This is a genomic window from Bradyrhizobium sp. SZCCHNR1093, from assembly GCF_032381175.1.
Classification (GTDB): domain Bacteria; phylum Pseudomonadota; class Alphaproteobacteria; order Rhizobiales; family Xanthobacteraceae; genus Bradyrhizobium.
Window position 1 is genome coordinate 37,056 of sequence record NZ_JAUHJJ010000005.1, and the last position, 22,901, is coordinate 59,956.

The window sequence follows — 22,901 nt, forward strand, 5'->3', positions numbered from 1 at the left end:
GTTATCGATGTCGATTGAGTCCGGACGCCGCGTGCGCTCAGGCGGCGTGTACCATCCGTGTCGCGGGCTTTGCGAACACGCAGCCTTCGAACAGCCTGCGGGCGGTCCGCAAAATCCCAGCCACGATCCGGCCATCGCGCTCCTGCAGCTTGACGTCGATATGGCCCATCGGGTGCTCGATGCCGATGACCGCAGGCGCGACCTGCAGCCCAGCGAGACGCGCACTCACCGTGTCCGCCACGATCAGCGAGGTGGCGATGCCGACGGCGCCGGTGGTGGCAAGCGACGGGTGGCAATCGTGCGGCATGAAATAGCGGGCCGACACGTGGCCGCCGTGCACCGCGGGGGCGAGCAGCACCGGCTTGGGAATGACACGGTCGCGAACGTCGCCGAGTCCCATGCGCCCGCCGGCCGCCACGCGCAGCCGCTCGAGCCGCTCCAGCAGCGCCGTGTTCGCACTCAACGCGGCGGCGCTCTCATAACCGGTCACGCCGAGATCCTCCGCACGCACGATCATCATCGGCATCGCGCAGTCGATCAGCGTGACGTCGACATCGTCGATCGTCTCATTGGCCTCGCCGGTCGGAAACATCTCGTCCATCCGGTTGGCAGCATCGAGAAAGGTGAGCGCAATCGGCGCCGCTCGCCCTGGGACACCGTCGATCGACGCGTCGCCGAGATACGACACTTTGCCGTTGGGGGTCGGCACCTCGGCCTCGATCAACTGGCGCGTATTGACGTTGTGAATGCGGACCAGCGTCGCCGGACCTTTCGCCGGCACCAGCCCCGCCTCGATGGCGAAAGGTCCGACCGCGGCAAGCATGTTGCCGCAATTGGGCGAGGTATCGACCAGTTGCTGATCGATCCGCACCTGCGCGAACAGATAATCCACGTCGGCGCCGGGCACGCTGGCCGGCCCGACGATGGCGACCTTGCTCGTGACCGGATTGCCGCCGCCGATGCCGTCGATCTGCAGCGGATGACCGGAGCCCATGACCGAGAGCAGAATCTCATCGCGCCGGACCGGATCGCTCGGCAGGTCCGACGCCAGGAAAAAGGGCCCCTTCGACGTTCCGCCTCGCATCAGGACGCACGGTATCGAGATCAGATCGTTCATGCCGGCCTCAGTTATGTCAATTTCGTATCAATCTACGTTACTGTTGCGTATACTGAGCTGAGATCGATCTTTGAAATGCAAAGAATTGCGGTATTGATGCATGATTAACATCAATTGTGAGATCCTAGACCTCCGGGCCTTCCTGAGCGTCTCGGATCTGGAGAGCTTTCATCGGGCCGCCGAGGCCCTGAACCTCTCGCAGCCGGCATTGAGCCGGCGCATCCAGAAGCTGGAGGGCGCGATCGGCGCACCGCTCCTGGAGCGCACGACGCGTCACGTCGCGCTGACGGCGCTCGGCGCCGAGCTGGTGCCGCTCGTGCGGCGTATGATCGAGGAGTTCGACGGCTCGCTGTTTGCTGTGCGCGACAGCGGCCTCAATCGCGGAGGCCTCGTCACCATCGCCTGCCTGCCGACCGCGGCGTTCTACTTCCTGCCGTCGGTCATCCGCGAGTTCAACGATCAATATCCCAACATCCGCTTTCGCATTCTCGACCTGCCTGCCACCGATGGGCTGCAGGCCGTCGAGCGTGGCGAGGTCGAGTTCGGCATCAACCTGATGGGAGCATCGGACCCCGAGCTGATCTTCGACCGTCTGGTCGAGGATCCCTTCGTGCTCGCCGCGCGCAAGGATCACCCGCTCGCCGCGATGGCGACGGTCGGCTGGGGCGATCTCGAGCCCTACCCTCTGATCACCGTACACCGGTCCAGCGGCAACCGGACCCTGCTCGATGCCGCGCTCGCCAAATCAGCGATCAAGCTGCGCTGGTTCTACGAGGTGACGCATCTCTCCACGTCGCTTGGACTCGTCGAGGCTGGGCTTGGCATCTCGGTTCTTCCGAAGATGGCGACACCGCAGAGCGATCATCCCTTCCTCGTCACGCGCCCCATCCTCAATCCCGAGATCTCACGCACCATCGGCGTCGTGCGCCGCAGAACCGGCACGATGTCGCCTGCGGCGGAGCGTTTCCTGAAGATGCTGATCGGCCGCTGGGGGCGGACGTAGAGGCCGAGCAGCACAGCAGGTAGCCTGACGCCGAAGGGCTATCCCGCCGGCAGCAGGTGCCGCAGCGCCGACGCGATCATCACGCCGCCGCCGGTGATCACGGCGGCGTCGAGGATGGCGGCGTGGATGTGCACCGGCATGCAGGCGACGAAGGCCTTGGCGAGGAACGCGCCCGGCACCGCAACCGCGCCGATCAGGAGCGCGAAGGCCAGCACCTGCGCCGTGACCACGCCGGCCAAACCAAACACCGAGATCTTGATGACGCCCGTCGCCACCGAGATCATCGCGTCGGTGGCGATGACCGCGGCGCCTTCCAGGCCCGCCGCCATCAGCAGCGACAGCAGGATCACGCCGGAGCCGGAGGTGCCGCCGACCAGCACGCCATAACCGACTGCTCCGGCGGCAAGCCCGCCATTGCCGATCCTGACCTCGCGCTTGCGCAGGATCCGCCGCAGCGGGACGCTCATGATCAGCATGGTGCCGATCACGAACGCCGCGCCGGCATTGGTCAGTCGCGTGTAGCCGTAGGCACCGAGCGCCGTCGTGAGCGCCGCCGCGGCGATGACGATGCCGGCCCGGGTGCGATCGGCATGCTGGAGGTAGGCGGCGACGCGGCTGAGGTTGGTGAGGATCGCCGAGATAGCGATGATCGGCACGACGGGTTCGGCGCCGACCATTGGCACCAGCACGAGCGGCATGAGAGCGCCGGTGCCGTAGCCGGCAAGACCACCGATGATCGAAGCGAATAGAGCGACGGAAGCGACGAGCAGGAGTTGCAGGAGCGAGATGTCGGCAAAGCCTGCCAGAAAATTCATGAACGTCCGTCGCGGTTGACACGCGCCGCCGCCTGATCGGCGATCGCGTTCAGCGATGCCTCGTCGAGCGGAAAGTCCGCAGCTAACCAGGCATCCTCTGCGAGGGTGAGCACATGACCGAGAAGCGGTCCCTCCGCAACCCCGCGCGCGATGAAATCGGCCGCCTTCAACGGCAATTTCGGCGGCGTGAAGCGCTGCGGCAACAGCGCACGCTCGCGCCAGCGCCGGTCGTCGCGATCGCGCGCCCGCGCCCAGCCGAGCATCAGGCGGTCGCGATAGACGGTCTCGCCGAGACGATACAGCAGACGCCGGACTCGCGCCTCGTCGGCGGATGCGAACCGCCACCAGCGATGGCCCATGCCGTCCAGCGCCTTGGTCTCGGCATTGGAGAGCTTCAGTCTGACGCCGAGACGGCGCGCATCCTCGGTCACGGCGACCGCGAGCGCCGCGAGACGGCGGACCGCGCTCGGCGAAAGCTCCAGTTCGCGCTCGATGCCGATCATCGCGGCGAACGGACCGAGATAGGCGACGCCGCCGAGGATCGCCGTCAGCAACCCGCCATCCGCCATCGCCGTGACCGCGCCGACCGCGCCGTCGGTGACGAGCAGTTTCAGCATCTCCATGCGCACCCGCTCGGCGGACAATGCGGCGAGGCCGGCGCGGCCGGCGATGCAGGCCAGATAGCCCTCGCGGTCGGGGACGCCGTGGCCGAATGCCGAATGGATGCGGAAGAAGCGCAGGATGCGCAGATAATCCTCGGCGATGCGCTGGGCGGGATCGCCGATGAAGCGCACGCGGCGTTGGGCGATGTCGGCGAGACCACCGACGTGATCATGCACCACGCCGTCCGGCCCGACGGACAGCGCATTGATGGTGAAGTCGCGCCGGTGCGCGTCGCCGACCCAGTCGCGGCCGAACTCGACCTTGGCCTTGCGGCCGAAGGTCTCGGTGTCCTCGCGCAGGGTCGTGACCTCGAATGGATGCCCCTCGAGCACGAGGGTCACGGTGCCATGGTCGATGCCGGTCGGCACGCTCTTGATCGACGCCGCCTTGGCGCGCCGGAGCACCTCCGCCGGCAGCGCCGTGGTCGCGATGTCGATGTCGCCGATGGCGATGCCGAGCAGCGCATTGCGCACGGCGCCGCCGACCACCCGCGCCTCCTCGCCGTCGCAATTGAGCAGCGCGAGCACGCGCGCGGCGGGACCGGACGAGAGCCAGGGCGCATGCAGCACCCGCGCGCCGATCATTTCTCGACCCCTGGAACGAGCCTGCCGTTCTCGACATGAGCGGGGATATAGGTCGAACGCGGCGGCGCGCCGGAGAACTCGGCGATCAGGACCAGACTTGCAATCACCAACACCAGCGCCGCCACCGTCAATTTTGTGATCAGATGAAAGGGCCAGTTGACAGGCACCAACAGCCCCGATTTGGTCGCGAGCAAGAACAACACATAAACCGCAAAAGGAATGAGGAAAATTCCGATTTCCGTCAACACGCCACGGATCATGGCTGACAGACCCGCTCGTACAAGACCCGAAGGATGCCCGCTGTAGCGCCCCATATGTAGCGCTCGGCGAACGGCATCGCGTAATACAAACGCTCCATGCCGCGAAACTCCTTGGAATGCAGCTGATGATTGGCGGGGTCCATCAGGAAGGCCAGCGGCACCTCGAAGGCGTCGTCGACCTCGCCCTCGTTGATCTTGAGCGTGAATCCGGGCCGCACCCGCGCCACCGTGGGCAGGATGCGGAAGCCGAAGGCGGTGCCGTAGACGTCGAGATAGCCGATCGGGTCGACGAAGCTGCGGTCGAGCCCGACCTCCTCTTCGGCCTCGCGCAGGGCGGCATCGAGCGGCGAGGCATCGGTGACGTCGATCTTGCCGCCGGGAAAGGCGATCTGCCCGGCATGGCTCGAGAGGTTCGGCGAGCGCTGGGTCAAAAGGACCGTCGGCTCGGGACGGTCGACCACCGGGATCAGCACCGCCGCGGGGCGGATGGGCTGCTCGCGGGAGATGATCTCGAGCATGCGGTCGGTGCCGGAATCTCCGCTGGCCGGAATGACATCCGGATCGAGCAGGGCCTGCGGAACGTCGAAGCGCAACCGCGCGCGGCCCCGCGCGAAGAAATCGGCTGAACTGAGCCCAGCGGTCCCGTTCCTCACCATGGGCTGGTTCAAAGCGCCGCCCTCACCTGTTCTGCATCGGCCATGGGGAAGAACGCGCCGCCCGACCCCACGCCGAACATGACACGCCCATCGATCATCCGCTCCTCACCCATGTCAACAAGCTCGTAGTAGAGCGCCCGCGTCACCTTGGCCCAGAGATCGGCTCGCACATGCAGATAGGGCCTCAGGCCGCCGCTCTCGCCAGGCTCGAAGCGCAGCCGGTGCTCGGCATCGCACGCGACCCAGTCGTCGACATTGGTGCGGAAATGCAGCAGCGGTCCGCGCGCATCGCTCTCCGTCCGCATTTCTACGGCTGTGAAGGGGGCATCATCGACGCGGATGCCGACCTTCTCCACCGGCGTGACCAGGAAATAGCGATCACCCTCGCGCTTGAGGATCGTCGAGAACAGCCGCACCAGCGCAGGCCGCCCGATTGGCGTGCCCATGTAGTACCAGCTACCATCACCGGCGATTCGCATGTCGAGATCGCCGCAGAATGGCGGATTCCACAAATGCACCGGCGGCAGTCCCTTTGCGGATGTGCCAGCCTGCGTTGCCGCCGACGTCAGCCGATCGAGTCCGTTGTCGGTGGTCTGCCCTTGCTTCGCCATGGTTTGCCTTGAGTTTGCGTCCACCTTGGCACGATTGGTGCAAGATTCCATCGTCGTCGTCTGTGCAAAAGTTCCTGGCGGCCCTGCAGGTCATGTAAGGTCGCCATAACGTGATGCCGTCAATACCCCGTAATGCCGATAATATGGGGATAGTTTAACTCAACGAATACAGCGCCTTCGCATAGGTTGGCATCCGTGTCCCGGCAAACTGGAGCGGAACGTCCGTCCGAAAGTTCAAGATGCGGGGCAGAAGGAGCGATGGGAATGGCTGAGAGTGCCGAGAAGCTCGAGGATGCGATCGTCCGGTCGGCCGAACAGGTCTCCGGCCAGATCCGAGCGGCAAAGGATGCGATCTCCAGCGTCATCTTCGGCCAGGACCGCGTGGTGGAAAACACGCTGGTGACCATCCTGTCCGGTGGCCACGCGCTGCTGATCGGCGTCCCCGGCCTCGCCAAGACCAAGCTGGTCGAGACCTTGGGCGTGACGCTCGGCCTCGATGCCAAGCGCATCCAGTTCACGCCGGACCTGATGCCGTCGGACATTCTCGGCGCCGAGGTGCTCGACGAGAGCGCCGGCGGCAAGCGCTCGTTCCGCTTCATCGCCGGCCCGGTGTTCGCGCAACTGCTGATGGCGGATGAGATCAACCGCGCCAGCCCGCGCACGCAGTCGGCATTGCTGCAAGCCATGCAGGAGCAGCACATCACCGTCGCAGGCGCCCGTCATGACCTGCCGAAGCCCTTCCACGTGCTCGCGACCCAGAATCCGCTGGAGCAGGAAGGAACCTATCCGCTTCCCGAGGCCCAGCTCGACCGCTTCCTGATGGAGATCGACGTCGACTATCCCGATCGCGACGCCGAGCGCCGCATCCTGTTCGAGACCACCGGTGCCGAAGAGAGCGGCGCCAAGGCCGCGATGACCGCAGACGCGCTGATCGCTGCGCAGCGGCTGGTGCGCCGGCTGCCGGTCGGCGATTCCGTGGTCGAGGCGATCCTGTCGCTGGTGCGGTCCGCCCGCCCCGGCCCGGAGGCCGGCGACGCCGGCAAGCTGATCGCCTGGGGCCCGGGTCCGCGCGCCAGTCAATCATTGATGCTCGCGGTGCGCGCCCGCGCCTTGCTCGACGGCCGCCTCGCTCCCTCGATCGACGACGTGCTCGATCTCGCCGAGCCCGTGCTCAAGCACCGCATGGCGCTCACCTTCCCGGCCCGCGCCGAGGGACGCACCATTCCGGACGTGATCCGGCAACTGAAGAGCCGGATTGGCTGATGGCCGCAGCGACAGGGCACGCCGACACGGAGATTCTCGCAATCCGGCGTGCCGATGGCGAAAGCCGGACGCTGGCGTCGTCGCTGCCGCGGCTGGTGCTCGAAGCGCGCCAGATCGCCGCCAACGTGATCCATGGTCTGCATGGCCGTCGCCGCGCCGGCTCCGGCGAAAGCTTCTGGCAGTACCGCCGCTTCGTCTCCGGTGAGCCGTCGCAGCGCGTCGACTGGCGCCGCTCCGCGCGCGACGATCATCTCTACGTCCGTGAGCAGGAATGGGAGGCCGCGCACACCGTGTGGATCTGGCCGGACCGCTCGCCGTCGATGGCGTTCGCGTCGAAGGGCGCCCGCGACAGCAAGCTCGAGCGCGCCCTGATCGTGACCTTCGCCCTGGCCGAGTTGCTGGTGGCCGGCGGCGAACGCGTCGGGATTCCCGGCCTGATCAATCCGACCGGGAGCCGCAACGTGATCGACCGCATCGCGCAGGCGATGCTGCATGATGAGACGATCAGGCCGAGCCTGCCGCCCTCCTTCGTGCCGTCCGCGCTCGCCGAGATCGTCGTGCTGTCGGATTTCTGGTCGCCGATCTCCGAGATCAGCACCATGCTCGCCGGCCTGTCCGCGTCGGGCGCGCACGGCACGATGGTCCAGGTCGTCGATCCCGCCGAGGAGACCTTCCCCTATTCCGGCCGCGTCGAGTTCGTCGAGCCGGAGGGCGGCGAGGTCATCACGGCCGGCCGCGCCGAGAGCTGGGCGCAGGACTACGTCGCCCGCGTGGCGCTGCATCGCGACCAGATCCGCGCCGAGACCGGCAAGCTCGACTGGCTGTTCACCACCCACACCACCAGCCGCTCGGCTGCCGAGCTGCTGCTGTTCCTGCATGCCGGCATGACCACGGCCAAAGGTAGCGCGCGCGGCGGCGTCAAAGTGGGCGCTGGCCCCGGAGGGCTCGGCGCATGATGGGCCTGCCGCTGTCGTTCGCCGAACCCTTGCTGCTGACCGGGCTCATCAGCCTGCCGGTGCTGTGGTGGCTGCTGCGGGTGATGCCGCCGCGGCCGCGCCGCATCGAGTTTCCGCCGACCCGGCTGTTGTTCGACATCACGCCCAAGGAAGAGACGCCGTCGCGCTCGCCCTGGTGGCTCACCCTGCTGCGGCTGATCGCGGCGGCGCTGGTGATCTTCGCTGCGGCCGGCCCGATCTGGAATCCGCGCACCGAAGCCGTCGGCAGCAAGGCGCCGCTTGTGCTTTTGCTCGACGACAGCTGGAGCGCGGCGGCGAGCTGGGACACGCGTATCAGGGCCGCCGACGAGATCATCGCCAATGCCGATGCCGACCGCCGCGGCGTCGCGCTGATGCCGCTGTCGGAGCCCGCACGCGACCTCACCTTGATGCCAGCCGGCGCGGCGCGCGTCGCGCTGCGCCAGATCGCGCCCAAGGCCTACACGACCGAGCGCGCCGATGCGCTGCCGCAGCTCGATCGCTTCCTGAAAGCGACGGGCGATGCCGAGATCATGTGGTTCTCCGACGGCGTCGATCCCGGCCGCGGCAGCGAGTTTGTCACCGGCCTTGCCAAGACCATCGGCGATCGCAGCCTGACGGTGTTCGAAGGCGGCACCCTGTCGCCGCTGGCGCTTGCGGGCGCCGAGAACGCCGCGGCCAAGATGACCGTGAAGGTGCTGCGCGCCGATCTCTCGGTTCCGGGCGGCATTGTGCGCGCGCTCGACGCCAAGGGCTCGCCGCTCGGCGAAGCGCAGTTCGGCTTCGCCGCCGGTGCGCACGACGCCGAGGCGAGCTTCGATCTTCCGGTCGAGCTGCGCAATGACATCACCCGGCTCGAGATCGCCGGCGAGCGCTCCGCAGGCGCCGTGCAACTGCTCGACAAGCGCTGGCGGCGGCGTGCGGTCGGCATCGTCTCCGGCGCCACCAGCGACACCGCGCAACCGCTGCTCGCGCCGACCTTCTATCTGACGCGCGCGCTGGCGCCGTTCGCCGATCTCCGCCTCGGTGATCGCGGCGCTCCGCAGCAGGTCATCACGCAGTTCCTCGACCAGAAGGTGCCGATGATCGTGATGGCCGACGTCGGCACGCTGTCGCCGGAGCTGCGCGACCGTCTCAACGGCTGGATCGAGAATGGCGGCGTGCTGGTGCGCTTCGCCGGCCCGCGCCTGGCGCAGGGCGACGACGATCTCGTGCCGGTCAAGCTGCGCCGCGGCGGCCGCACCCTGGGCGGCAGCCTGACCTGGGAGAAGCCGCAACACCTGGCCGCGTTCGCCGCCGACGGCCCGTTCGCCGGCATCACCGTCCCGAAGGACGTGACGGTCAATCGCCAGGTCCTCGCCGAGCCCGACGCCGTGCTGGCGACCAAGAGCTGGGCCTCGCTGGAGGACGGCACGCCGCTCGTCACGGGCGAGCATCGCGGCAAGGGCCTGATCGCGCTGTTCCATGTCAGCGCCGACATGCGCTGGTCCGATCTGCCGATGTCGGGCGCGATGGTCGAGATGCTCCGCCGCATCGTCGACATGTCCGGCTACACTTCGACGCCGGGCCCTGGTCCCGCGGGTGAGACCGCCAAGGCCACGCTGGCGCCGCTGCACATCCTCGACGGCTTCGGCGCCTTCGGACCGCCGCCTTCGACCGCCAAGCCGCTGCCGGCGGATTTCAACGACCGGGCTTCGCTGGATCATCCACCCGGATTCTATGGCCCAGCCGAGGGACCCACCGCAGTGAACACGCTCAGCCCCGCCGATCGCATTCTGCAGCTCGACACGTCGACGCTGCGCGCCAAGCGTGCCAGCTACACCACGGCGGAGCCGCGCGATCTCCGGGGCATCCTGCTGTCGACCGCACTGCTGCTGTTCCTGATCGACGCGGTCATCGTCGCCCTGCTCGGCGGCGTGCTGGCCTCGCTCGCGCGGTGGCGGCGTGCAGCGCCCGCGTCCATCGTGCTTGCGGTGCTTGCAACCGGCGCCCTGCTCGCGGTCGCGATGCCGACGGCCGCGCGCGCCGACGCCGCCAGCGACGATTTCGCCATGCGCGCGGTGTCGCAGACGCGGCTTGCCTATGTCGTGACCGGCAATGCCGACGTCGATTCCATCGTCAAGGCCGGCCTGACCGGACTGACCTTGTTCCTGGCCCAGCGCACGGCGCTCGAAGCCGGCGACCCCGTCGGCATCGATCCTGCGCATGACGAGCTCGCCTTCTTCCCGCTGATCTACTGGCCGATCGTGCCGGGCACGCCGAAGCCGCCGCAGGACGCGATCAACAAGATCGACGCCTACATGAAGCAGGGCGGCACGGTGATCTTCGATACCCGCGATGCAGTCGAGGCGCCCCCGGGCGAGAACGGCGCGCAGCAGACCCCGGGCATGCAGTCGCTGCGCGAGATTCTGTCGTCGCTCGACGTCCCCGAGCTCGAGCCGGTGCCGCGCGAGCACGTGCTGACCAAGACGTTCTACCTGCTGCGCGACTTCCCCGGTCGCTTCACCGCAGGCCAGACCTGGGTCGAGGCGCTGCCGAAAGACGAGGACGAGGACAGCGCCTCGCGTCCGGCGCGCGGCGGCGACGGCGTCTCACCGATCATCATCACCTCCAACGACCTCGCAGGCGCCTGGGCCATCCGCCCCGACGGCCAGGCCATGCTGCCGATGGTTCCCGGCGAGCCGCGGCAGCGCGAATTCGCCTTCCGCGCCGGCGTCAACATCGTGATGTACACGCTGACCGGCAACTACAAGGCCGACCAGGTGCACGCGCCGGCACTGATCGAACGGCTTGGGCAGTGATGACAATAGCCACGCGCAGCCGCGCCAAAACCTCCGTCGTCACGCCCGGCCTTGAGCCGGGCATCCACGCCCCTCTTTTCCGAGGGAATGACGTGGATGGCCGGGACAAGCCCGGCCATGACGAAGCCAGCGAGTTTGCCTCATGAATTACGGCATCGCATTCACGCCTCTGGTCCCAACGGTCGTGCTGTGGCTCGCGATCGGCGCGATCGTCGTCATCGCCGCGCTCCTGTTGCTCGGCCGCTCGCGCTCGGCCTGGATCCGCGTCACCGCGCTCGCCTTGATCGCGCTCGCGCTGGCCAATCCGCAGTTCACGCGCGAGGACCGCGAGCCGCTGAGCTCGGTCGCCGCCGTCGTGGTCGACAAGAGCCCGAGCCAGAATTTCGGTGACCGCAACAAGCAGACCCAGGCGGCCCAGGAGTCGCTGGTCGACAGCTTGAAGAAGATCAAGGGCCTCGAGGTCCGCGTGGTCGATGCCGGCCAGGCCGATGGCGAGACCGACGGCACGCATCTGTTCAGCGCGTTGACCTCGGCGCTGTCGGACGTTCCCGTCGATCGGGTCGCCGGCGCCTTCCTGATCACGGATGGACGCGTCCACGACATTCCCGGCAACGTCGCCGCGCTCGGCTTCCAGGCTCCGCTGCAGGCCCTGATCACGGGCCAGAAGGCCGAGCGCGACCGCCGCGTCGCGATCACGGCCGCGCCTCGCTTCGGCATCGTCGGCCAGCCGCAGACCATCAGCTTCCGGCTCGACGACCAGGGCGTCAGCGGCGCCAGCGCCAAGGTCGTGATCCGGCGCGACGGCGAGGTCATCAGCGAGCGCACCTTGACCAGCGGCCAAGCCGCCAATGTCGACGTCGACATCAAGCACGAAGGCCAGAACATCGTCGAGATCGAGGCATCGCCGCTCGACAACGAGCTGACCCTCGTCAACAACCGCGCCGTGGTCTCGATCGATGGCGTCCGCGACAAGCTGCGCGTGCTGCTGGTGTCGGGCGAGCCGCATTCGGGCGAACGCACCTGGCGCAACCTGCTGAAGTCGGACGCCAGCATCGATCTCGTCCACTTCACCATCCTGCGGCCGCCGGAGAAGCAGGACGGCACCCCGATCAACGAATTGTCGCTGATCGCGTTTCCGACCCGCGAGCTGTTCCAGCAGAAGATCAACGAATTCCAGTTGATCATCTTCGACCGCTACGCCCGCCAGGGCGTGTTGCCGATCGCCTATTTCGACAACATCGCGCGCTACGTGCGCAATGGCGGCGCGGTGCTGGTCTCGGCCGGGCCGGACTACGCCTCCAACACCAGCATCTGGCGCACACCGCTCGATTCGGTGCTGCCCGCCGAGCCGGTCGGTGTCACCGAGAAGCCCTTCTATGCGCATCTATCTGACGCCGGCAAACGCCATCCGGTTACGCGCGGCCTCGAGGGCTCGGGCTCCGAGCCGCCGCGCTGGAGCCGCTTCTTCCGCACCGTCGAGACGCGTAATGCGGTCAGTCCGCCGGTCATGACCGGCGCCGATGGCAAGCCGCTCCTGCTGCTGTCGCGCTTCGGCGCCGGCCGCGTCGCTCTGCTGCTGTCCGACCACATCTGGCTGTGGGCACGCGGCTACGAAGGCGGCGGACCGCATCTCGATCTGCTCAGGCGGATGTCGCACTGGCTGATGCAGCAGCCTGATCTCGACGAGGAAGCGCTGCGGCTCCAGATTCAAGGCAAGGATCTCGCCGTCATCCGCCAGACCATGGGCGACACCGTCCCGCCGGTGACCGTGACCTCGCCGTCCGGCACCACGCGCGAGCTCACTCTGAGCCAGGGCGATCCCGGCGAATGGCGCGCGACCCTGCCCGCCAACGAGCTCGGCCTGTGGCAGGCGACCGACGGCACGCTGAAGGCGCTGATCAATGTCGGCCCGACCAATCCGAAGGAATTCTCCGAGGTCACCTCGACCACCGAAACCCTGAAGCCGCTGGCACAGGCGACCGGCGGCGACGCCCGCCGCATCGCCGACGGCTCGGGCATCGACCTGCCGCGTATCGTCCCCGTCAGGTCATCGACGCTGTTCAGCGGCGACGGCTGGATGGGCGTGCGGATGCGCGACGCCAGCGTGGTCAAGGGCGTCGGCGTGCTGCCGATGTTCGCCGGCGTGATCGGCCTGCTGCTGCTGCTCGGCGCGCTCGCCGCAACCTGGGTGCGCGAGGGACGCTGACACGAAGACACACGCGCACCACGGCGGCGCGCGACGTGGCGCGAAGGGCACAGCGAGCCGGTTTCCATCCGTTGCCGCGGCGCTCTGATTGACAGCTAAGAGGCGCCTCTGCGATGTTACATTGTAACAAAGGCTGAGCCTCTCAGCCGAACGGGGTGGCCTACTCACATGAGCCAGATCACATGAGCCAGAGCTGGCGATGAGCTGGTTTCGCGCGAACATCAAAGATGTCTCGCGGCTCGCGCTGTTGGCGCTGGTGCTGCAATTCGCGCTCGCGTTCGGCCATGTTCATTGGCTCTCCACGCAGAGCCTGGACGGCAGTCGTATCACGACCGCACAGGCCCATACCGGCTCCTCTCCCGCAAGCCAGGACCCCGACCAGCAGCCCTCCGCTGATGGCTGCGCCATCTGCGCCGTCATGGCGATGGCGCAATCGATCCTGCTGTCACCGACGCCCGTTCTGACGCCTCCTGAAGCGGTCGCATTTCGTCTGCCCGATGCGATCACCGCCACTGTCGCGGCCGTCGTCGTCGACACCGCCTTCCAGCCGCGCGCTCCTCCCATCGCCTGATCTGAACCGCTCGAAACGCCGCCACGGCTGCGCTCACGCGCACGGCGGCAGCGTGCAGGAATGGGTCCGTCGCAAGCCGACGGCAGGCGCATCCCGCCAGCAACGAAAGACGTGGGACGCCTGATCAGGATCAGGAATTGAAGGATGTTGTCGAGAGCCTTGATGTCGGGCTGCAGCGCCGCAGCCATGTTGTGCGTTTTGAGCGCGCCCGCGCGCGCTGACGATCCGAAGCCGGCGGCCGAGTTGCCCGAGGTCAACGTGACAGCACCAAGCCCGATACGGGCACGGAAACCGGTGGTGCCGCGGCCCAATCCTACCACGCGCGTCGCGCGCGGGCCCCGTGCGCCGACGCCAGCGCGAGAAGCACAATCAGCGCCACCGCCGCCGCAACAGGGCGTGCTGCCTGTCGTCACCGACCAGTTCGCAACCGTCACCGTGGTGCCGAACGAGGAGCTTCGCCGCTCCGGCGCCGCCACGCTCGGCGACCTTCTCAATTCGAAACCCGGCATCACCGGATCGAGCTTCGCGCCGGGCGCCTCGAGCCGGCCGATCATCCGCGGCCTCGACGTCAACCGCGTCGGTATCGTCGAGAACGGCATCGGCGGCGGCGGTGCGTCCGATCTCGGCGAAGATCATTTCGTGCCGATCGATCCGCTCACCAGCGACCAGATCGAGGTCGTCCGCGGCCCCGCGGCGCTGCGCTACGGCTCCACCTCGATCGGCGGCGTCGTCAGCGCCACCAACAACCGCATTCCGCAGGCCCTGCCGACCTGTTCGACCGCGCCGTTCCAGACCTATGGCCTGTCGGCGAGCGCGCCGGCCGCGGGCAGCGCGCCTTGCGTCACCGCGGAAACGCGCACCTCGTTCAGCTCGGTCGACCGCGGCGTCGAGGCCGGCGTGCTGCTCGATGCCGGCGGCGGCAACTTCGCACTTCATGCCGATGCCTACGGCCGCAAGACCGGCGACTATTCGATTCCGGGCTACCCGTACCTGTTCGACCAGACCCGCCCGGTGAACGGCCGGCAGCCGAACTCCGCCGTGCAGAACGATGGCGCCTCGATCGGCGGCAGCTACTTCTTCACCGGCGGCTTCATCGGCGCGGCGATCCAGCAGACCGACGCGCTCTACCACATCCCCGGCATCGACGGCGCCGACAGCCGGACCCGGATCGACGCACACCAGACCAAGATCACCGCCAAGGGCGAGTATCGCCCGGACTCCGCGGCGATCGATGCGATCCGATTCTGGGCCGGCGCGACAGACTATCGGCACAATGAGCTCGGCCTTGCAGCCGTCACCGACCCGACCACCGATGGCGTGCGCCAGACCTTCACCAATCGCGAGCAGGAAGCGCGCGTCGAGATGCAGATGATGCCCGTCAATCTGCGCTTCGCCACGCTGACGACCGCCTATGGCGTGCAGGCCGGGCACCAGGAGCTGAATGCGCCGAGCCCCGACAACCCCGGCTCGGTGTTCAACGGCCTGTTCGGCCCCAACACCAACAATCGCGTCGCCGGCTATGTCTTCAATGAGCTCGCCTTCTCGCCCTCGACCAAGGCGCAGGTCGCTGGCCGGATCGAGCACGTCGCGCTGAACGGCTCCACACCGAACTTTCCGGTCGACTATCTGCCGGACGGTACGCCGCAGGCCAACATCGCCCGCAATCCGTCGTACACGCCGAAGAGCGCGAGCGTCGGCCTGTTGCAGAACCTGCCGGGCGATCTGGTGGCGAGCGTGACCGCGCAATATGTCGAGCGCGCGCCGAAGCCAGCCGAGCTGTTCTCGCGCGGCGGCCACGATGCGACCGCAACCTTCGACATCGGTAATCCGAACCTGACCATCGAGACGGCCAAGACCGTCGAGGCCGGGCTGCGCAAGGCCACTGGCCCGTTCCGCTTCGAAGCCACGGCCTACTACACGCAGTTCAGCAACTTCATCTATCGCCGGCTGACCGGCGTGATGTGCGACGACGATTTCGCGTCCTGCGGCACCACGGGCACCGCGCTGAACCAAGCGGTCTACTCGCAGCGCAACGCGCTGTTCCGCGGCTTCGAGTTCCAGAGCCAGTTCGATGTCGCTCCGCTCGGCAGCGGCATCTGGGGCATCGAGAACCAGTTCGACGTCGTCCGCGCCACCTTCTCCGACGGCACCAACGTGCCGCGGATTCCGCCGATGCGCGTCGGCGGCGGCCTGTTCTGGCGCGATGCCAACTGGCTGACCCGCATCAACCTGCTGCACGCCTTCGCCCAGAACGACATCGCGCCGATCGCGGAGACTCCGACGCCGGGCTACAACCTGTTGAAGGCGGAGGTCAGCTACCGCACCAAGCTCAATCCGAACATGTTCGGCGCGCGCGAGATGCTGGTCGGCCTCGTCGGCAACAATCTGTTGAACGAGAAGATCCGCAACTCAGTCTCCTACACCAAGGACGAGGTGCTGCTGCCCGGCATCGGCGTGCGGATCTTTGCCAATCTCAAGTTCTGATTGCGAGCTCAGGGGGGCGTGAAACGCGACAACCCCCTTCCTTCGTCATTGCGAGGAGCGAAGCGACGAAGCAATCCAGACTTCTCTTGGGGCTCTGGATTGCTTCGCTTCGCCGCTTCGCTCGCAATGACGACCTACCTGGCGTAGTCCCAGTCAGGACGGATCGCGCCCTCGACGTCCTCGAACGCGTCGTCGACGAGCTCGTTCACCAGCAGCCGGTTGTAGTCGACCGGGCCCGGCATGATCGCCCGGCCTTTCGGCACCGGCTTGAACCCGACACGGCTGTAGTAGGCGGCGTCGCCGACCAGCAGGATCAAGCGATGGCCCTGCGCCCGCGCGTCCGCGATCGAGCGCTCCATCAGCATGCGGCCGATGCCGTGCTTGCGGAACGGCGGCTCGACCGTCAGCGGCCCGAGCATCAGCGCCTTGGTGTCGCCGACGCAGATCGGGAGCTGCCGCACCGAGCCGACCAGCAAAGTGCCGATATGGGCGGTGAACGATAGCGCGAGCAGATGATCGACATGCTCGCGCAGTCGATAGGCACTCAGCACGAAGCGGCCGGGGCCGAAGGTGCGCTCATGCAGCCGCTCGATCGCCTGCGCGTCGCCCGGCTTTTCGGCGGAGATCGTAATGGACAGGTCACTCATGTGGGGTGGCGAGATAGCATTCTGGAGCGGCGCGGTCCATGGCGTGCCGTCCGCGCGTTGACAGCATTCGCTCGCCCCGGGGTCGCCAATGCCAATTTTCTGAGCACTCGCGTGGCGTGACCGAAGATTGTGCTAAAATGTCAAGTTTCCGGAGCCGCCCTCGCTTAACCTGCCCCAGGTCATGAGCGTTGTGGTCGCTGTCGCGGCCGCTGGGACCGCTCTGACGCAGCACGAGCGGCAGGTCGAAGATGACGGGTGCGTTCCGGTCGCGCCATCGCGGCGAAACTCATGTGTTCGATGATCTCAAGACGCTGTTGGCCTGCGCCTCGCCGCGCCGGTCCGGCGATGAGCTGGCTGGCCTCGCAGCCGACAGCGCCGCGCGGCGGGTGGCGGCGCGGATGGCGCTCGCTGACGTGCCGCTGCGGCGTTTCCTCGACGAGCCGCTGATTCCCTATGAGAGCGACGAGGTCACGCGCCTCATCCTCGACAGCCACGATGCCGCCGCATTCGCGCCCGTCGCGTCGCTGACCGTCGGCGAATTGCGCGAATGGCTGATGTCCTGGGAGGCGGACGCTGACCGGCTGGCCGCCCTCGCGCCGGGCCTGACGCCGGAGATGGTGGCCGCGGTCTCCAAGCTCTGCGGCAATGGCGATCTCGTCGCTGTCGCCGCCAAATGCCGGGTCGTGACCCGCTTCCGCTCCACGATCGGCTTGGAGGGGCGGCTGTCGTCGCGGCTGCAGCCGAACGATCCGACCGACGATCCCCGGGCGATCGCCGCAGGCACGCTCGATGGCCTGCTGTTCGGCATGGGCGATGCGGTGATCGGCATCAATCCCGCGACCGACAATGTCGAGGCCTGCATCCGCCTGCTCACGATGCTCGATGATCTCAGGCTCAAATTCGAGGTGCCGACGCAGTCCTGCGTGCTGAGCCACGTCACGACCTCGATCCAGGCGATCGGGAAAGGCGCGCCGCTCGATCTCGTCTTCCAGTCGATCGCCGGCACCGAGGCTGCCAATGCCGGCTTCGGCGTGACCCTGGCGCTGCTGGCCGAGGCGCAGGACGCGGCCTTGTCGCTGAAGCGCGGCACGATCGGCAACAACGTCATGTATTTCGAGACCGGCCAGGGCGCGGCGCTGTCGGCCGAGGCTCATCACGGCCTCGATCAGCAGACCGTCGAGGCCCGCGCCTACGCGGTGGCGCGCGCCTTCTCGCCGCTGCTGGTCAACACCGTGGTCGGCTTCATCGGTCCCGAATACCTCTACGACGCGAAGGAGATCATCCGCGCCGGGCTGGAGGATCATTTCTGCGCCAAGCTGCTCGGCGTGCCCATGGGCTGCGATGTCTGCTACACCAACCATGCCGAGGCCGATCAGGACGACATGGACGATCTGGCGCTGCTGCTTGCGGCGGCCAACGTCAACTTCCTGATCGCCGTGCCCGGCGCCGACGACATCATGCTGAACTATCAGAGCCTGTCGCATCACGACGTGATGCGGCTGCGGCATCTGCTCGGCCGCCGCCCGGCGCCGGAGTTCGAGGCGTGGCTGGCACGGATGGGCCTGCTCGACAGCAGCGGCCGCATGCCGCCGCTGCCCGGCAGCGCGCCGGCCGTGGCCCGGCTGATCGGCCATGGAGCGCGCGCGTGAGGGACGATGCGTTCGACATGTTACGCCGGATGACGCGCGCCCGCGTCGCGCTCGGCCGCTCCGGCGACGGGCTGCCGACGCAGGCCAAGCTCGCATTCCAGATGGCGCATGCGCTCGCCCGCGATGCTGTCTGGGGCCGCGTCAATTTCGACGGCATCGCCGACGCGCTCGCGCCGCGCGAGGTGATCAAGGTCGCGAGCGCAGCGCCGGACCGCGCCAGCTATCTGCGCCGGCCCGACCTTGGGCGTCGCCTGGCCGCGCAGGAAGCCGCCGGGCTAACATCCGGTCCGTACGATCTCGTCTTCATCATTGTCGACGGGCTGTCGGCGGATGCGGTCGAAAGCCATGCCGCCGCTGTCGTGATCGCCACCGAGGCGCGTCTGACGGGCCTGTCTATCGGCCCGATCGTGCTGGCTTCGCAGGCGCGCGTGGCGCTGGGTGACGCTGTCGGCGCCGCGATGCGCGCCCGGCTGGTGGCGGTCCTGATCGGCGAGCGTCCGGGTCTGTCGGCGGCGGATTCCCTGGGTGTGTATCTGACACTGCACCCAGCCCCTGGCCTGCGCGACAGCGCGCGCAACTGCATCTCCAACATTCACCACCATGGGCTGTCGGCCGAGCGCGCCGCCGACAAGCTGGCCTGGCTGGTGCGCGAGGCGCTGCGGATCGGCGTCACCGGCATCGGCCTCAAGGAGGCGGCGCCGGACGCCGCGATCGAGACGACCACACCGTCATCACAAATCACCCATCACAAACAGACAGGAGCGACTGGACATGAGTGACGAGACCAAACCGACGCTTTCGAAGAGCCTGACCGGACTCCATCTCTGGGGCATCGCGGTCGGGCTCGTCATCTCCGGCGAATATTTCGGCTGGAGCTATGGTTGGGACAAGGCCGGCACGCTCGGCTTCCTCGTCACCACGATCTTCATCGCGGTGATGTATACGACCTTCATCTTCTCCTTCACCGAGCTCACCACCGCGATCCCGCATGCCGGTGGTCCATTCGCCTATTCCTACCGTGCCTTCGGCCCGCTCGGCGGCTTCGTCGCCGGCTTTGCGACGCTGATCGAATTCGTGTTCGCACCGCCTGCCATCGCGCTCGCCATCGGCGCCTATCTCAACGTCCAGTTTCCGGCGCTGTCACCCAAGACCGCCGCGCTCGGCGCCTATGTGGTGTTCATGGCCCTCAACATCGCGGGCGTATCGATCGCAGCGACGTTCGAGCTGTTCGTCACGGTCCTGGCGATTGCCGAGCTCCTGGTGTTCATGGGCGTCGTGTCGCCCGGTTTTTCCTTCGCCAATTTCACCGCCAACGGCTGGGCCGGTGAGAATTCGTTCTCGCTGGCGAGCATCGGCGGCATCGTCGCAGCGATCCCCTTCGCGATCTGGTTCTTCCTGGCGATCGAAGGTGCCGCCATGGCCGCGGAGGAGACCAGGAATCCGACGAGGACCGTTCCTCGCGCCTACATTGCCGGCATCCTGACGCTCGTCGTGCTCGCCTTCGGCACCATGATCATGGCCGGCGGCGTCGGCGACTGGGCGAAGCTCGCCAACATCAACGATCCCTTGCCGCAGGCGATGAAGATCGTGGTCGGCGAGAACTCCGGCTGGCTGCACATGCTGGTGTGGATCGGCCTGTTCGGTCTGATCGCCTCGTTCCACGGCATCATCATGGGCTATTCGCGGCAGATCTTCGCACTGTCGCGCGCCGGCTTCCTGCCGGCCAAGCTCGCCGCACTGCATCCGACCTGCCGCACGCCGCATTGGGCGATCCTGGCCGGCGGCGTGATCGGCATCGCCGCGATCTACTCCGACGAGCTCATCCAGTTCGCCGGACAGACGCTGACGGCGAACATCGTCACCATGAGCGTATTCGGCGCGCTCGTGATGTACATCATGAGCATGGCCGCTCTCTTCCGCCTGCGCGCCACCGAGCCCAATCTTATCAGGCCGTTCAAGGCGCCGCTCTATCCGGTGCTCCCGGCCGTGGCGCTGGTGTGCGCGACGCTCTCGCTGCTCACGATGATTTGGTTCAACCTGCAGGTGTTCGCCGCCTTCGTGGTGCTGTTCGCCGCCGGTCTGCTGCTCTATCGTCTGACGGCCGGCAAGCGCGGCAACGCGGCGAATGACGATCTGCTCGACATCGCTTTGACCGAGGCCCGCGCCATGGCCGACTGATCCGCCAGGGCCGGCGAGATCCAGGATCGAGGCAAGCCCTCCGCGTCCCTGCGCGGAGGGCTTTATCGATAGCCCGCTTCGGCAGGCACGTGACTTGCATAACTACGAGGTGTCAACCGACGGCGTACGTCCTCAAAGGCGAGGATTTCATGGCACAGCCTCTTGCAGCCGAACGCGAGCATCCGCGCGACCGCAGCCGGAACATTCTGGCCGCTGCTGCGACCGGTGTCGCTGATTTCATCGCCCTGACGGGAGGCCGTCCGGAAGCGGTATTCGAACGGGTGGGCATCGATGCCGAATGCCTCGGCCAGACCCGCCGCGCGCTCGACCTCGCCGACTATGTCGCGATGATGGAAGACGCCGCGCAGGAGACCGGCAACGACAATTTCGGACTGTGGTTCGGCCAGCGCTACCAGCCGCAGATGCTCGGCCTGATCGGCGAGATCGCGCTGTGCGCGCCGACGCTCGGTTCGGCGATCGAGCATCTCGCGCTGTGGTTTCCCTGGCATCAGCAGGCCACCGAGACCCGCCTCGCCCGCAAGGACGGCTTTCTCCACCTCGAATATCGCATCCTCGACGGCTCGATCGTCGATCGCCGGCAGGATGCCGAATTGACCATGGGCATGTTCGCGAACGTCTTCCGCGCGTGCCTGCCATCGGGCTGGGCGCCTGACATGGTGCTGTTCGAGCATGCCCGGCCGGCCGCCTGGCGCGATCATGAGGCAGCCTTCGATGCCGACGTCGGATGGTCGCAAGGCACCAATGCGCTGGTGTTTCGCGACCGCGGCCTGGACCGCGCCATGCCAGGGGCCGATCTGTCACGCCTGCAGCGGCTCACGACCGATCTTGCCAGTGTCGCCGGCTCGTGCGGCACGCCGGCGTTCCTCGATCTGGTCCGCGGCGAGATCAGGCGGCGGCTGTCAGCCGGCGCGCTGCATCTCGAGGAGGTCGCCGACGCGCTGTCGACCACGCCGTGGACGTTGCAGCGCCGGCTTGCCGAGTTCGGCGCCACCTTCTCCGACCTCGTCGAGGCGACCCGGCTCGACCTCGCCCGCCACTATCTGCGCCAAGCGCATCTGCCGCTCGGCGACGTCGCCTTCCTGCTCGGCTATTCCGAGGCGTCCGCGTTCTCCCGTGCCTTCGCGCGCTGGAGCGGCTGTAGCCCGCGGCAGTGGCGCCAACGGTCATTGCAAGCGACGGCTCGCAGCTAGCGCCACGCCGCCGGCATCAATCAGCCGGCATCGTCTTCTCGACCAGCCGCACCCAATAGGAGGCGCCATGGCCGAGAATGTTGTCGTTGAAGCGATAGGCCGGGTGGTGGCAATCCTTGCCGTCGCCCATGCCGAGGAAGACGAAGGCGCCGGGACGGGCCTGCAGCATGAAGGCGAAATCCTCGGCCCCCATCAGCGGCGGCGCATTGTCGACCACCCGCTCCGCGCCGACAACGTCGCGGGCGACATCAGCTGCGACGCCGGTCTCGCGCGCATGGTTCATCGTGATCGGGTAGAGCCGCGTGTATTTCGTCGTCGCCTCACCGCCATAGGTGCGGGCGATGCCGTCGGCGACCTCGGCAATTCGGCGCTCCACCAGGTCCTGCACCTCGGGATCGAGCGTGCGCACGGTCCCCTTCAATTCGACGGTCTCCGGAATGACGTTCATCGCCTTGCCGGCCTCGACGACGCAGATCGAGATCACCGCTGACTTGATCGGATCGACGTTGCGCGACACGATCGACTGCAGCGCCGTGATGATGTGCGCAGCGATCAGCACGCTGTCGACCGCCTTGTGAACCCCGGCGCCGGCATGACCGCCCTTGCCGCGGACGGTGATCTCGAGCTGGTCCGATGACGCCAGCATCGGGCCCGGCCGCAGCGCGAAGACGCCTTCGGGCACGCCCGGCGCATTGTGCAGACCGTAGACCTCCTGGATGCCCCAGCGGGTCATCAATCCATCGTCGACCATCGCCTTGCCGCCGGCGCCGCCCTCCTCGGCGGGCTGGAAGATCACGATCGCGGTGCCGTCGAAATTGCGCGTGTCGGCGAGATGCTTGGCGGCACCCAGCAGCATCGCGGTATGGCCGTCATGGCCGCAGGCATGCATCAGGCCCGGCGTCTTCGACGCATAGGGCACCCCCGAGGCTTCCTCGATCGGCAGCGCATCCATGTCGGCGCGCAGGCCGACGGTGCGACCTGAACTCGTCCGACGGCCGCGGATGACACCGACCACGCCGGTGCGCCCGATGCCCGTCACCACCTCGTCACAACCGAATTCGCGCAAGCGCTCGGCGACGATGCCGGCGGTGCGATGCACCTCGTACATCAATTCCGGATGTTCGTGGAAATCATGGCGCCAGGCGGCCATGTCGTCGGCGAGCGCGGCGATGCTGTTGAGGATGGGCATGGAGGCGGTGTTCTCGTTC

The 22,901-nt window shown here is 67.3% G+C and carries 19 protein-coding genes; 11 read left to right on the forward strand and 8 right to left on the reverse strand.

The features are described 5' to 3' along the window. Positions 1-37: 37 nt before the first annotated feature. Positions 38-1,117 (reverse strand): 4-oxalomesaconate tautomerase, encoded by a 1,080-nt coding sequence (locus QX070_RS18040; protein WP_315738351.1) that lies wholly within the window; start codon positions 1,115-1,117, stop codon positions 38-40. A 103-nt stretch (positions 1,118-1,220) separates the two neighbouring features. Between QX070_RS18040 and QX070_RS18045 the strand changes: the two genes are divergently transcribed. Next, positions 1,221-2,120 (forward strand): LysR family transcriptional regulator, encoded by a 900-nt coding sequence (locus QX070_RS18045; protein WP_315738715.1) that lies wholly within the window; start codon positions 1,221-1,223, stop codon positions 2,118-2,120. Between the two features lie 38 nt (positions 2,121-2,158). Here the strand turns inward: QX070_RS18045 and QX070_RS18050 are convergent, their stop codons facing one another. Genes QX070_RS18050 through QX070_RS18070 form a run of 5 tightly spaced genes read right to left on the reverse strand, consistent with a single transcriptional unit; the run spans position 2,159 to position 5,709 of the window. Beyond that, positions 2,159-2,935 (reverse strand): TSUP family transporter, encoded by a 777-nt coding sequence (locus QX070_RS18050; protein ID WP_315738352.1) that lies wholly within the window; start codon positions 2,933-2,935, stop codon positions 2,159-2,161. Then, on the reverse strand, positions 2,932-4,182 hold the full coding sequence (locus QX070_RS18055) for a CCA tRNA nucleotidyltransferase (RefSeq protein ID WP_315738353.1): 1,251 nt from the start codon (positions 4,180-4,182) through the stop codon (positions 2,932-2,934). The genes QX070_RS18050 and QX070_RS18055 overlap by 4 nt, the downstream gene beginning before the upstream one ends. Continuing rightward, positions 4,179-4,442, reverse strand: coding sequence for a DUF6111 family protein (locus QX070_RS18060; RefSeq protein ID WP_315738354.1), 264 nt, complete (start codon positions 4,440-4,442; stop codon positions 4,179-4,181). The genes QX070_RS18055 and QX070_RS18060 overlap by 4 nt, the downstream gene beginning before the upstream one ends. Then, positions 4,439-5,098, reverse strand: a complete 660-nt coding sequence (locus QX070_RS18065; RefSeq protein WP_409998911.1) for a CoA pyrophosphatase — start codon at positions 5,096-5,098, stop codon at positions 4,439-4,441. The genes QX070_RS18060 and QX070_RS18065 overlap by 4 nt, the downstream gene beginning before the upstream one ends. 8 nt (positions 5,099-5,106) lie before the next feature. Then, positions 5,107-5,709 (reverse strand): DUF1285 domain-containing protein, encoded by a 603-nt coding sequence (locus QX070_RS18070; RefSeq protein ID WP_315738356.1) that lies wholly within the window; start codon positions 5,707-5,709, stop codon positions 5,107-5,109. Positions 5,710-5,973: 264 nt separating this feature from the next. On the opposite strand from QX070_RS18070, the gene QX070_RS18075 reads away from it, so the two are divergent. From QX070_RS18075 to QX070_RS18100, 6 genes are all read left to right on the forward strand, one after another. Then, positions 5,974-6,972, forward strand: coding sequence for a MoxR family ATPase (locus tag QX070_RS18075; RefSeq protein WP_315738357.1), 999 nt, complete (start codon positions 5,974-5,976; stop codon positions 6,970-6,972). Then, positions 6,972-7,928, forward strand: coding sequence for a DUF58 domain-containing protein (locus QX070_RS18080; RefSeq protein ID WP_315738358.1), 957 nt, complete (start codon positions 6,972-6,974; stop codon positions 7,926-7,928). The genes QX070_RS18075 and QX070_RS18080 overlap by 1 nt, the downstream gene beginning before the upstream one ends. Further along, positions 7,925-10,747 (forward strand): DUF4159 domain-containing protein, encoded by a 2,823-nt coding sequence (locus QX070_RS18085; protein ID WP_315738359.1) that lies wholly within the window; start codon positions 7,925-7,927, stop codon positions 10,745-10,747. The genes QX070_RS18080 and QX070_RS18085 overlap by 4 nt, the downstream gene beginning before the upstream one ends. 142 nt (positions 10,748-10,889) lie before the next feature. Beyond that, positions 10,890-12,953, forward strand: a complete 2,064-nt coding sequence (locus QX070_RS18090) for a hypothetical protein (RefSeq protein WP_315738360.1) — start codon at positions 10,890-10,892, stop codon at positions 12,951-12,953. 199 nt (positions 12,954-13,152) lie between these two features. Then, a complete protein-coding gene (locus tag QX070_RS18095; protein ID WP_315738361.1) occupies positions 13,153-13,524 on the forward strand; it encodes a DUF2946 family protein in 372 nt (123 codons plus the stop codon). Positions 13,525-13,686: 162 nt separating this feature from the next. Next, positions 13,687-16,008: a TonB-dependent receptor gene (locus QX070_RS18100; protein ID WP_315738716.1), complete on the forward strand. Its 2,322-nt coding sequence runs from the start codon at positions 13,687-13,689 to the stop codon at positions 16,006-16,008. 134 nt (positions 16,009-16,142) lie between these two features. On the opposite strand, the gene QX070_RS18105 is transcribed toward QX070_RS18100, so the two are convergent. Next, positions 16,143-16,655 (reverse strand): N-acetyltransferase, encoded by a 513-nt coding sequence (locus QX070_RS18105; RefSeq protein WP_315738362.1) that lies wholly within the window; start codon positions 16,653-16,655, stop codon positions 16,143-16,145. A gap of 248 nt (positions 16,656-16,903) precedes the next feature. Here QX070_RS18105 and QX070_RS18110 point away from each other — a divergent pair, with 248 nt between their 5' ends. The 4 genes from QX070_RS18110 (at position 16,904) to QX070_RS18125 (ending at position 21,693) form a co-directional block, all read left to right on the forward strand. Beyond that, complete coding sequence (locus QX070_RS18110; protein ID WP_315738363.1) at positions 16,904-18,304, forward strand: ethanolamine ammonia-lyase subunit EutB; 1,401 nt, start codon at positions 16,904-16,906, stop codon at positions 18,302-18,304. 17 nt (positions 18,305-18,321) lie between these two features. Further along, complete coding sequence (eutC, locus tag QX070_RS18115) at positions 18,322-19,083, forward strand: ethanolamine ammonia-lyase subunit EutC (protein WP_315738717.1); 762 nt, start codon at positions 18,322-18,324, stop codon at positions 19,081-19,083. Beyond that, the gene (gene eat, locus QX070_RS18120; RefSeq protein ID WP_315738364.1) at positions 19,076-20,482 is read left to right on the forward strand and encodes an ethanolamine permease; all 1,407 of its coding nucleotides are present in this window, start codon (positions 19,076-19,078) and stop codon (positions 20,480-20,482) included. Before eutC ends, eat begins: the two co-directional genes overlap by 8 nt. A gap of 149 nt (positions 20,483-20,631) precedes the next feature. Beyond that, positions 20,632-21,693: an AraC family transcriptional regulator gene (locus QX070_RS18125; protein ID WP_315738365.1), complete on the forward strand. Its 1,062-nt coding sequence runs from the start codon at positions 20,632-20,634 to the stop codon at positions 21,691-21,693. 16 nt (positions 21,694-21,709) lie between these two features. Here QX070_RS18125 and QX070_RS18130 read toward each other — a convergent pair whose 3' ends face one another. Beyond that, a complete protein-coding gene (locus QX070_RS18130; RefSeq protein WP_315738366.1) occupies positions 21,710-22,882 on the reverse strand; it encodes a M20 aminoacylase family protein in 1,173 nt (390 codons plus the stop codon). Positions 22,883-22,901: the final 19 nt, after the last annotated feature.